This window comes from Psychrobacter sp. H26, from assembly GCF_059073035.1.
In genome coordinates this window covers 251,093-263,461 of the sequence record NZ_JCACRW010000001.1, presented here as the reverse complement: position 1 = coordinate 263,461, position 12,369 = coordinate 251,093, and the positions used below count along the sequence as shown (strand labels likewise).

General features: G+C 42.8%; 10 protein-coding genes. 4 read left to right on the top strand and 6 right to left on the bottom strand.

What is annotated here, in order from left to right; all coding sequences use genetic code 11:
* Nucleotides 1-146 precede the first annotated feature (146 nt).
* From AC5JPT_RS01220 to AC5JPT_RS01210, 3 genes are all read right to left on the bottom strand, one after another.
* A complete protein-coding gene (locus AC5JPT_RS01220; RefSeq protein WP_493858404.1) occupies nucleotides 147-1,067 on the bottom strand; it encodes an ATP-binding cassette domain-containing protein in 921 nt (306 codons plus the stop codon).
* A 63-nt stretch (nucleotides 1,068-1,130) separates the two neighbouring features.
* Nucleotides 1,131-3,059: a glycine betaine ABC transporter substrate-binding protein gene (locus AC5JPT_RS01215; RefSeq protein WP_493856777.1), complete on the bottom strand. Its 1,929-nt coding sequence runs from the start codon at nucleotides 3,057-3,059 to the stop codon at nucleotides 1,131-1,133.
* 493 nt (nucleotides 3,060-3,552) lie between these two features.
* The gene (locus AC5JPT_RS01210) at nucleotides 3,553-5,037 is read right to left on the bottom strand and encodes a coniferyl aldehyde dehydrogenase (protein WP_493856776.1); all 1,485 of its coding nucleotides are present in this window, start codon (nucleotides 5,035-5,037) and stop codon (nucleotides 3,553-3,555) included.
* Nucleotides 5,038-5,558: 521 nt separating this feature from the next.
* On the opposite strand from AC5JPT_RS01210, the gene lipB reads away from it, so the two are divergent.
* The 3 genes from lipB (at nucleotide 5,559) to AC5JPT_RS01195 (ending at nucleotide 7,758) form a co-directional block, all read left to right on the top strand.
* Nucleotides 5,559-6,395 carry a lipoyl(octanoyl) transferase LipB gene (lipB, locus tag AC5JPT_RS01205; protein ID WP_493856775.1) on the top strand — a complete coding sequence of 279 codons (837 nt, stop codon included), beginning with the start codon at nucleotides 5,559-5,561 and terminating at the stop codon, nucleotides 6,393-6,395.
* Nucleotides 6,396-6,591: 196 nt separating this feature from the next.
* Complete coding sequence (locus tag AC5JPT_RS01200; RefSeq protein WP_493856774.1) at nucleotides 6,592-7,122, top strand: inorganic diphosphatase; 531 nt, start codon at nucleotides 6,592-6,594, stop codon at nucleotides 7,120-7,122.
* Between the two features lie 168 nt (nucleotides 7,123-7,290).
* A complete protein-coding gene (locus AC5JPT_RS01195; RefSeq protein ID WP_493856773.1) occupies nucleotides 7,291-7,758 on the top strand; it encodes a hypothetical protein in 468 nt (155 codons plus the stop codon).
* A 61-nt stretch (nucleotides 7,759-7,819) separates the two neighbouring features.
* Here the strand turns inward: AC5JPT_RS01195 and AC5JPT_RS01190 are convergent, their stop codons facing one another.
* Nucleotides 7,820-8,674, bottom strand: a complete 855-nt coding sequence (locus tag AC5JPT_RS01190; protein WP_443524217.1) for a patatin-like phospholipase family protein — start codon at nucleotides 8,672-8,674, stop codon at nucleotides 7,820-7,822.
* Nucleotides 8,675-9,662: 988 nt separating this feature from the next.
* Complete coding sequence (locus AC5JPT_RS01185) at nucleotides 9,663-10,550, bottom strand: SDR family NAD(P)-dependent oxidoreductase (RefSeq protein WP_493856772.1); 888 nt, start codon at nucleotides 10,548-10,550, stop codon at nucleotides 9,663-9,665.
* 199 nt (nucleotides 10,551-10,749) lie between these two features.
* On the opposite strand from AC5JPT_RS01185, the gene AC5JPT_RS01180 reads away from it, so the two are divergent.
* Entirely contained in the window at nucleotides 10,750-11,157 is a 408-nt protein-coding gene (locus tag AC5JPT_RS01180; protein ID WP_493851660.1) for a DUF1622 domain-containing protein, read from the top strand.
* A gap of 87 nt (nucleotides 11,158-11,244) precedes the next feature.
* On the opposite strand, the gene dusB is transcribed toward AC5JPT_RS01180, so the two are convergent.
* A complete protein-coding gene (dusB, locus tag AC5JPT_RS01175; RefSeq protein ID WP_493856771.1) occupies nucleotides 11,245-12,276 on the bottom strand; it encodes a tRNA dihydrouridine synthase DusB in 1,032 nt (343 codons plus the stop codon).
* Nucleotides 12,277-12,369: the final 93 nt, after the last annotated feature.

Below are 12,369 nucleotides of genomic sequence, written 5' to 3'. Positions count from 1 at the left end.
GCAAAATTAGTACAACCTTCAAATTAGTGCGCTAGCATATTGGGCATATGACACAAAAAACGCTAAGGCTTAGCTTAGCGTTTTTTATTTATTCTAGTTCAGAGTTTTCTTAGTATTCATTAAGTCTTATCAAGTATTAGGATTTATCAAGCCTTTGCACCCATAAATTGCTCGACATACTCATCAACAGGATTATGCCGCAATTCATTTGACGTGCCGGTCTGTATCAATCGCCCACCATTCAAGATACTGATACGCTGACCGACTTTGATGGCTTCATCAATATCATGAGTGATGAAAACAATGGTTTTGTTGAGTCTGTCTTGCAATGCAAGCAGCTGCTCTTGTAGTTGTGCACGAATAAGTGGGTCAAGCGCAGAGAATGCCTCGTCCATTAACAAAATCGGATTGTCAGTTGCCAATGCTCGGGCCAGTCCGACACGCTGCTGCATACCGCCTGACAGCTCGTCAGGATAACTGTGCTCTACATTAGTAAGCCCCACTTCACCCAGCCAGTGCCGTGCACTCTCATTGCGTTCATTCACACTCATTTTGCGCACACGTAGACCGTAAGCGACATTTTGCATCACTGTCATGTGCGGCACTAAACCAAAATGCTGAAACACCATGCTAACCGTCTGCTGCCGATAGTGCTGCAACTGCTTATCATTAAGCGACAAAATATTGGTGGCGGTTCCTGAGATTTCCTCTTTTGCTGGGTCGAGTGTTTCTATTCTTCCTGCACGGCTTTCAGTATTTGTTGTCGCTTGGGTAATGCGATCTGCATTAAGCGCAGTATTTACCCATATCTCACCACTGGTAGGATCGATCAAACGATTGAGATGACGTATCAACGTAGACTTACCGGAGCCTGATAGTCCCATGATGCAATGTAACTCGCCTGCCTTGATATCCAAGTTAATATCGTAGAGTCCCACCGAATAGCCAGTTTGCTCTTTGACAGCAGTGCTGTCCATACCCTCAGCCAGTAATGCCAATGCAGATTGTGCTTGTGTGCTATTGGCATTGTAGATTTTGCTGATATTTTTTAGTTGGATATGATTCATCATCGCTCTCACTATTGCCTGATTTTTTATTATTGCTTTGGTTGTTTACGGCTAGATAAATAACTATCCAATTGGACGCCTACCTGCTTTAATCGTTTTTTGGCGCGCACGCTTTCCTTGACCAAACGCTTGAGTAATACGGTCGATAATAATTGCAACGATAACGATAGCTGTTCCTGCTTGTAGCCCTTGCCCAATATTGAGCGTTTGAATAGATTGCAATACATCCTCGCCAAGTCCAGGCGCACCAATCATCGACGCCAGTACCACCATCGCAAGCGACATCATCACCGCTTGGTTGATACCTGCCATGATACTGGGCAATGCCTGTGGCAGTTTGATCCAAATAAGTAGCTGCAAATGCGTACTACCAAAAGAGCGTCCTGCTTCGACCATTTCGTGATTAACTTGAGTAATTCCTAATGTCGTCAGTCGAATCAATGGTGGCAGCGCATAAATAACCGTTGCAAACAGTGCTGGCACCTTACCAATACCAAATAGCATCAGCACCGGTATCAGATACACAAAGCTCGGCATCGTCTGCATTACATCGAGTACTGGCGTCACGATCTTGCGTAGCAGCGTACTGCCTGACATCGCAATACCGATAGGAATGCCAATCACTACGGTGACCAATACTGATACGATAAGTAACGCCAAGGTATCAATTAATGCACCCCATAATCCAAAGGCACCAATCAAAAACAGCCCCGCGCCGCATGCCAACGCAAACCAAATCTTGCGTACGCCAAACCAAGCCAATAAAGATACCAAAGCGATGATCAGCCAAGGCGGAATGACGGTCAGCAATCGCTCGATAGGTAAAAGTAAATACGTAAGCGCGGCTGTACTAATGGTGCGAAATACGTCTCCATAATTTTGAACCACACTTGCCAAAGCGTTATTGAGCGGCGTCTCAAGTGACCATGAAGGAAATATTGTTGCTTGGGCTGACCCATCGATGCTAGCGGTAGTAGTATCCTCAGTAATAGCACCATCTAAGCCGATACCTAAGTTTGAGGCGAGGTTGGTGCTGGCATGTTCAGACAACCACTCACGCCAAACGTCTGGGTTCTCACGCAAAAACACCAACGCCTGCTCCTCCCCACTACGCTTCGTTTCGCTCATCTCTAAGATCGCACCATTGAGCTCATCAGGCGTGAACTGCACCTGCTCGAACACCTCTGCCAGCTCAGGATTAGATTTAATAAAAGGAGTAGATACTGCGATGCCCAAAGGCGATACAGGAAAGCCTGATACACAGTCAGACGTACCGTCAGCAAGCAATAGATCTTGCCAGCAGGCATCTTTATGAGCAGGAAATTCCAACGCGGCAAAATCATACTTTGCCATGAGACCCGTGGGCTGCCAATAATAGAATAATAGCGGCTTGTGCTGCTCAAAAGCGGAGGCGATTTCGGCATCGAGCGCCGCGCCAGTACCAGGATGAGCATTATTAAAAGTACTGTCTAGACCGGTGTTTTTTAGCAACCGTGTATTGAATATCTCGCATGTCCAACCGGAGGGACAGTTCATAAAGCGCGATTTATTTGGGTCTTCGGGGTCTGTAAATAGGTCAGCATATTTAGGCAGGTCTTGATAACTGCGCAGTCCTGGGTTTTCTTCTAAGACGTATTTTGGGACGTACCAGCCTTGGGTCGCACCGCCTTTTAGCGTATCACCAATGACAGCGACTTTATTTTGTTCAATAGCGTCTTCCATAATAGGTGAACGACCAATCCATTGCTCACCAATGATTTGGATATCGTTTTGCGACAGTGCCGTCTCTAGCGCAGGGCCTGCTCCTGGCACTTCCTCAACTGTACAATCATAGCCATCTTCTGCGATATACTTGAGTACACCAGAGATAAATTGACCGCTCTCCCAAGTGAGCGCTCCAAATTTGATAGGTGACTCACAAGCTGCAGATGCCGATACGGGTAGCAACAGTGCACTCATACACAGTAAGCTTAATGCAATCCATTGACGCATGCTTTGTCCTATTTTTTGTTTTTTATTAGCATGACATAAGTAGCAAATCAGCAAAGCCTTATAATGGCTTTTCGTGGTGACATATCGATCAATGACATCTATGAATCATGCAAATATTATCTACTGTTGTTTAGACTTACTACAAAGTGTATCGATTTATGTGAGTGATGACAAATGCTTATTTATCGATAGATGTCGTGGCTGCAATGATTAAATTTGATATCACAGAGGCAGATATCTTGGTACTAAACACTCTTTTTCTGATTGCGTTGATTAATTTTTGAACAAAAAAAACAGCACCTATCTAAATAGGTACTGTAAGTTGTAAAATATGAATTATAAAATCGTCTGTAATCGAGTTATCTTTGAAAAGTCTACTATGGAACGATTATTCCAAAGGTATTTCTTTTAAAAACCAACCCTCTGGAAGAGATTATTTCAAAATTTGTTATTTCACAAACTATCATTTCACAAACTATCATTTTAGAAGCTATCATTTTAAAAACAGCGCCATCGCCTTTTTAAACAGTCCACCATAAGGCGGCAGCAAGAAATTGAGACCATTAAGCTTGGTTTGTACAAAGACAGGCTTCATATGGCTCAAACGCTCAAAACCAGCTTTGCCATGGTATGCGCCTGTACCAGAGTCACCAACCCCGCCAAATGGCAAGTCGTGCTGGGCAACATGAATAATCACCTCATTAATACATAGACCACCAGAGACTGTATTATTACGCACATTCTCCACACTACTGTAGTTGTCACTAAAGACATACAACGCCAATGGCCGTGGACGTGAGTTGACAAAATAAATCGCATCATCAAGGGTTTCGTAATGCACCAATGGTAAAATTGGGGCAAATATTTCGTTCTGCATAATATCGCTATCAGGTGCAGGCTCACTCACGATAACTGGCGGCATTAGACGTGTTTCTATATTAGGCTCCGCAGTGGTAAGGGCATGCACCTCATCACCAGTTAGTGCATCTAGATAGCCCTTGACCCGTTTGAATTGCTCACCATTGATGATACGCGAATAGTCCGGATTTTCTTCGATATTAGGATAGTGTTTTGCCATCCACTCTTTTGCTAAATGGATGAACTGGTCATGATGTTGACGCGGAATCAACACGTAATCTGGAGCAATACAGGTTTGACCGGCATTTAATGTTTTGCCCATCATCACGCGATTGACCACAGACTCTAAGTTGGCATCATCCAATACAATCACTGGTGATTTGCCACCGAGCTCAAGCGTCACTGGCGTTAAATTAGGTGCAGCAGCAGCCATTACCTTTTTGCCTACAGCAGTCGATCCTGTATAGAGCAGATGATCAAATGGCAACTCGCTGAAGGCCGCAGCAATATCAACCTCACCCAGTACCACACAGACCATATCTGGTGAAAAGTAACGAGCAATAGCATCCGCGAACGCCTGAGCGAACTGCGGCGCCGCTTCGCTCATCTTGACCATGATTCTGTTGCCCGCAGTGAGCGCATCGATCATTGGGCCAATGGCTAGGTATAGTGGATAGTTCCAAGGCACCATAATACCAATCACACCCAACGGCTGCGGCTGGATCTCATTATGTGCTGGCATATATAGGGCTGAGATAGGCGCGCGATGCGTTTTCATCCATTTTTTGCCGTGTTTTTTGGCATGACTAATACCCGTAAAGCTCGGGAACAACTCGGCAAACTGGGTCTCTGATTGGCTGCGATAACCAAAGTCAGCACTGATCGCCTTTGCAAAGCTCTCTTGATTATCACTCAGCATCACTTCTAAATTATCCAGATGAGTCTCACGCTCTCTCCAGTCATTGATTGGCTGCGTACGACTCAACATCTGCAAGCGTGAAAACTGTGCTTTCATCTCATCGATAGTAGTAGCAGTGCTCAGTGCTTCGGGCATACGCTGTAGCACAGTTCGGGCATCAGCTGATGTCTGCTCAGGGGTGTGTTGATTGTTATCTGTCATTTTTCTTCCTTGTCGTAGTCGTTTATGCTCATATCATTTATGTTCATATATTATAATGCAGTCACGGCGCTATATTGGGTTATAGGTACGGTCTTACTAGACAGACCTTTTTATTTTGTATTCAGGTCTATTTTATGATCAGCTCTATATAGTCCTATGTACTTTTGACTATCTTACTTTTGAATGTCCTGCTGTTTACTATACTGCTTTGACTGTAGATTCTATCAAGTTCCATTTGTGCTACTTTAATGTAGCGCATCGACTGCGCAATGAACAGCATCTTTGATTGACTACAGGGTTTGTATCAATACTGTTTTTTGACCTTTAACGCAATGATATACAAATATTTTTAGCGCCTTCTCGCACTGCTTTTTTATGAGCGTCGACCACCTTTGTAGGCAGCGTGATAGCATATAATTTTGAGCGATAGTCGCCAAAACTGCTACACTGCCTATCTATACACTATACCTTTACGCCAAACCGTTATGCGCCTTTACACCAGACAATAATAAGACACTCTCATGCCAAACGACACGCAACAACTCAATGACACACTGATCAGTAAATCTCTATCAGCAGCCGACTACGTCTCTACGCTTGATGCGATGCTATCACGCACACTTGCTCGTATCGATTTAAAAAAACAACAAGAACAGCGTACCCCTGATGAGTTGTGGATCGTAGATCATAACGACGTCTATACACTCGGACAAGCTGGTAAAGAAGAGCACATATTACAGCGTACCGATACGCCCATTATAAAGACCGATCGCGGTGGTCAGGTGACATGGCACGGTCATGGACAATTAGTGATTTACTGGTTGTTTGACTTGGATAGTCTAAAATGGAGCGTGCGTCATCTAGTCTCTCACGCAGAGCAGGCGATCGAAGATGTCGTCAACGACTGTTTGCATGGCTCAGCATCATCTAGTGATGACCATATCAGCGCTCATGCCCGGCGTGATGCCCCTGGTGTTTATCTTTACGCTGACCCTACCGATACTGACATATCAACCAACAGCACCTCGTTTGATGACACAGCTCTTGATCATAAAATTATGCTGGGCAAAATAGCCTCATTAGGTTTCAAGATTAAGCATGGCTTTAGCTATCACGGTATTGCGATTAACCTCAATTGCGATTTGTCAGCATTTAATGCGATCAACCCATGCGGGTATGCAGGTATGCAAATGCTACGCCTATCGGATTTTGTAGATATGCAAAAAGAGAAACAAAACCGAACGGCTCAACAAACAAGTGAGGCACTGAGCTATGACGTCGTTACTCAAAAACTCATCGACAATATTGCAAAACGCCATGCTGGTTTGATTAAATTACGAGCGATTGCACCTAAATAAGTGCTTTGAGTCTATTTTTGCATAATCTTTTTTTGCATAATGTCTTGCACGCTTAGACTTACGCATTGTGAGAAAACTTGATTCAAACTTGCTATAATCGCATGCAGCATAAATCGGATGCCCCAATATGACGTTGTGGCACTGCAAGCTCAACCCCTTATTCAAACTTCTAAAACAAAAGAAAATGGAGTATTTTATGGCAGATTTTAATAAAATCTTGGACGCAGGCGATGTAGACGGCGGCATTATTAACGCCGTTGTTGAGATTCCAACTGGTAGCAACCACAAAATCGAATGGAACCGCGAATTGGCGGTATTTGAGCTTGATCGTGTTGATCCACGAATTTTTGCAAAGCCTTGCAACTACGGTTTTATCCCGCAAACTCTTGACGAAGATGGCGATGAACTGGACTTGTTGATTCTAACTGAAGAGCCATTGACCACAGGTGTTTTCTTAAAAGCCAAAGTAATTGGTGTAATGAAATTCGTTGATGATGGCGAAGTTGATGACAAGATCGTTGTTGTTCCTGCCGATGATCGCAACAATAGCAACGCCTATAACAGCTTGGATGACCTACCAAAGCAAATCATCAATCAGCTAGAGTATCATTTCAACCACTACAAAGACCTGAAAAAACCAGGAACCACTGTGGTCGAATCATGGGGCGATGTCGAAGAAGCCAAAAAAGTCATCCATGAAGCCATTCAACGCTGGAAAGATCTATAATTTATCAAAAATCAGCATCGATGTTGACAAAAGATAAATAATAAAATACCGCAATCATAATGTGATGGCGGTATTTTTTTGCTTGAATATTGTTTGTGTAACATGGTTATAATAAACCGACGATACTCTCCTACTCTATGTGGCATCTATCTGACACTAAGGACAACCATGTTTAATCCCGACCCTATCACAAAGCCCGTCAATACAAAGCTGCCCAAAGCAATCATTACAATGATCGAAAAAAACAACTTGGTCATGGCGATCAAAACATTGGCAGCTGATGAAAACATCAGTATGGACGAGGCCAAGGTACGGATTGATGCTTATGAGACCAAGCTAAAAATAGAGCAGCAGCAAAAGCTAAGTACCATTGCCAATAAACAAGGCATCCCCAATCAAGCCATCAGCTTCGATAGAGAACAAGACGTCGAAGAGGACTCTGGACCGCTAGTAAAAAATCGGGTCAAATCGACTAAATCAGAGCAAGGGTTTAAAAGTCTGCAAGCGGGTGTAGACAGTCAATTGAATGATTTGGGTTACAGAAAACCGTTACTCCCATACTGGCTAAAACGCTTGCTCGTTATTGCTATCATAATGCTGGGTGTGTTTTGGATATTATGGCGGGTTTTTGGTTAAAAATCATATTGAACAAGTGCTTAACCTAACGGGCTTCATGTTTTCTATACCATCCTTGGAACTAAAGCTTGTACCACTCTTCAATCGCTTGGTGCCCAGCATCCAACCCGACATCATAGCTATAGCGGATTTTAGCTTTGTTTTTAGACAACCGGCTCGCCATATTTTTTAAGTCAGGTGGGCAAATCTCTAAAAGCGTCTGTGCTGGCGATGTATGCAAAAATTGCACGGCATCATTATAGCGTTGGGTTCGTGTCAATAAGCTTTGAGCAAAACCTTGGCGCTGCTTAGCGTAGTATTTTGCCAGTAACTTATCGCCTTTGAGACTCGCTTTATAGTAGTTTTTGGGGCGAGTACGTACAACCATCATCTTAGCGACGCGATCCTGATTGGCAGCCCAATGTACGGGTAAAGCATCAGCCACACCACCATCAAAATAAGGCTCACCAAATATCTCAACGGCTTGTCTGGTCAGCACCGGGATAGAGCTTGATGCTCTTAATCCCTCCAGAATATTTTTTCTGCAAGCTTTGATATAGGTTGCCTCTCCTGAAATAGCATGCGTCAATACCATATAAAATTCAGCATGATTGGCAAATAATTGTTCCTGATTTAGCGGGTATTCCTGTTCGACAACGTCCCACATCCACTTCAAATCTAATAAGTCACCGCCTCTAAAAAAACGACCATAACGGATAAATTCAGATCGAAGAGAGTGATCTAAGTAAATGTGCAAGGTACGACCTTCTTGTGCAGCCAAATAGTTAGCGACGTTGGTTGAACCTGAGGAAACGCCCACACAAAGGTCAAAAGGATTGAACTGTTGCTGTAAAAAAGCATCTAAAACGCCACTGGTAAATGCGCCGCGCATTCCGCCGCCTTCAACGACTAATGCCTGCCGATGTTGTTTGATCATTAAAAACCTCTGATAACTCACGCAGCGCACACTTACCAGCACACTAGATGAGAAAATATATACAAATAATTTTGAGTTTATGGTCGGGCTCTCAAGTCATTATTATCGCCATAAGAGACTTTGTAGTAAATAGTAATGGGTACATTCTGACTGATATGAATAACTGAACGCTATAGGTATCTAGGTACAGGAGTCTGCTATCACTTATTTAAATTATCTGAGCATAAATGACAAACCCAAACAGATAGATATTAGTTTGCTCAATCAATACTTTTGGTAACAAATACCAACTTTACAAAAATAATCCTAATACAAAAAAACAAACATAAAATGGACTTTTTTTTACCGTTTATCGGATAATCGACGATATAAGCCAAAAATACAAAAAAATACCGTCTTTATAATTGGCATTTGTTCATAAATAATATATATTCTATGTTGTTTTGATTTTGGGGAGATACACTTGTGATAGTTTCTGGTGACAAACTTATATGCATCATTGGCAATCCTTTTTTTGAAGAAGGATCTATATATACGGTTGGCGATGTCGTGACCAAGGATTTATTTGAAATAAAAATAGGGCTCGACGAATACTGGTATGCCAAAAAATGCAACGAAAGGATTTGTGTCCATTTTAACTCGAACGAAACGGCGATCAACGATGCATGGTTCCAGCAAGTCAAATAGGCGTTAAGTAGACTGACTGTAGACACCATTTTATAGCTCATAACCTAAAAACCGTCTGTAAATTACGGACTCCTTTGCTGACCCTCGAAGTTTTTATAGATAGCCATCGATAGTCTCCGATCACTCTCAAATAGATATTCTTAAAATCAAAAACAAATCGAAATATCATCTAAATATCTCTCTCACGGCAACCGAATAATCAAATAAGCTAATTATTAGATCACTCAAAAAGTCAGAGACATAAAAAAGGATACCATCGTATCCTTTTTTTGTTTGCTTAAAAACTCAAAAAGTTTCTACTCTAGTGATATTCACCAGGCAAAATCTTAGCAAAAGCGCGTTGAGCAAAGTTTGGCTTGCTGTCTTTGGTCTGTGCTGCAGTAGAGCTTGGGAAGATACGATAACCAATCGACTGAATACCGACGTTGAATGCTGGTACCAACGAATAGGTCGCTGATGCAAATTTACCCATATTACTAGCGATACTGTTTGGCTTATCAACAATAGCTCTTGCTACCATCAATGCAGCTTCGTCTGGCATGAGCGCAGGCATATAACGATACAGCTTAGTTGGAGCAATCATAGGCGTACGTACCAATGGCATAAAGATATTGGTGACTTTAATGTTATCCCCTTTCACTTCTGCTGCTAGGCAACGACTAAAGGCATCCAATGCGGATTTTGATGCCACATATGCAGAAAATCGAGGACTATTTGCCAATACACCAATTGACGATATATTGACAATCTGTCCAGTACGGCGACCAATCATCGTAGGCAAAAACCCAAGAATAATCTTGACGGCACCGAAATAGTTAATTTCCATCGTACGTTCAAAGTCATGAAAACGGTTGACAGACTCATGCACCGAACGACGAATCGAGCGACCAGCATTGTTTATGAGGACATCGACATGTTTAAAATCAGTCAGAATTTTTTCGCTGGTTTTTTCGATCTCATCCATGTTGGTGAGGTCACATGGATAATAACTGGCTCTACCACCAAGTATTTCAATATTTTCTTTTACTGTTCTAAGCTTGTCTTCAGTACGTGCAAGCAAAATAACGTGGGCACCGCACTCACTTAATAAAAAAGCGGTACGCTCGCCAATACCACTTGACGCGCCTGTAATGATAATATTTTTACCTTTCACTGCTTTGGTTATTGCTTTTTTCGAGGGATTAGCCATAAAAAGTCCTTTTTGTCTGTCCTATGCCAATAAATATTCGTTTATAGCATAGCAAAAAAATATCGTATAAAGTGAACAAAACACCAGTAACTGACCGTTAGTACGATGATTATGAAAGTATGCAGTGGTATATAGTCATACAATAGCGGTAAGATTTAGTATTCTGCTATGTACTAATTGAGATTGAGGAGGATATATTTTGATAGAAACGTTAACCCACTATATCGATCTAATTGCCAAAATAGTTGAAGTCATTGGGGTTCTTATAATGTTTTTTGGCATATTTTTTGCGTTTTATAGGGCATTTCGACTGCCAGGAGGCTTCAACCATAATACGTATGTCGATATCAGGCAGACTGTTGGTAAATCTATCCTATTAGGGCTAGAGGTACTTATCGCTGCTGATATCGTCGCCACTGTGGTCACAGAGCCATCGTTACGTAGCGTAATAGTATTGGGTATTATCGTACTTATTAGAACGTTTTTGAGCTTATCACTACAGGTAGAGCTAGAGGGTCGGTTCCCTTGGCAAAAAGAAAAACCGTTGCCGAAAGAAAACCTCGCCACTACCCCTGCTGAGAATACGACACCTATCGATAAAGCATAGGAAACGACAAAGATACGCGTATGCAGTATCTGCTATACAAGTGTGATGATAGATACTAGATGAGCATAATAGCATCATTGTCTTCTACTACTCATGCGCCTGCAAAAAAGTCTCAACCACTCGAAATTGTCCAGCGGTGCTCTCTTCGCCATACATTGCTTGCCGAAAGGCGTTAGAGTTCGGAATACCTGTCGTATACCAAGCGATGTGCTTACGGGCTATACGGCAGCCAGAGTACTCACCATAAAAGTCATAGAGCTCTTGTAGATGCGCCAGTACAATCTCTTTTATCTCACTGATACTTGGGGCATCCAGACGCTTGCCCGTACGCAAGAAATGCTCAATATCACGAAATATCCATGGCTGCCCTTGCGCCGCACGACCAATCATCACCGCATCACAGCCCGTCATCTCATAGACATGCTGGGCTTTTTGCGCGCTATCGATATCGCCATTAGCGATAACCGGAATACTGATGCTGTCTTTGACTTCTCGTATGAGCTCATAACGCGCTTCACCCGTATACATATCCTCACGCGTGCGCCCATGAATGGCAATCGCCGCAATACCAGCTTGTTCAGCACGCTTCGCTACTCGCAAAATATTCTCGCGACCATTCTCAAATCCCAATCTTGTCTTTAGCGTGACAGGGGCATCCACCGCATTGACTGTGGCATCTAATAGACGCGCAACCAAATCCTCATCTTGTAGCAGCGCTGAACCTGCCAGCCTACGGCAGACTTTTTTGGCAGGACAGCCCATATTAATATCAATGATCTGTGCACCGTTATCGATTTGATAACGAGCCGCTTCAGCCAATTTGTTAGGCTCCGCACCTGCTATCTGTGCAGAGATAGGGGCAATCTCATTATTAAAATTGGCACGATATAGTGATTTTTTGCGTGCATAGAGTGCCGTATCTGCGATAATCATCTCACTGACCGCATGACCTGCACCGAATGATTTGCACAGACGGCGAAAAGGGTTATCCGTCACCCCTGCCATCGGGGCAACCATCAGACGGTTTTCGATAGTCAGACCACCGATGACTAATGGCTGCAATATCGGATGGTCAGACACTGAGGCGGACGAGGATAAAACTGAAGAATCAATAGACATAAAAAAACGGCTTGATTTGTAAGGAAAACAAGCCGTTATTCTAAGGAATCTTATATTTATTGCAAGCTATTACGGTAAATAGCTTGCCTGATT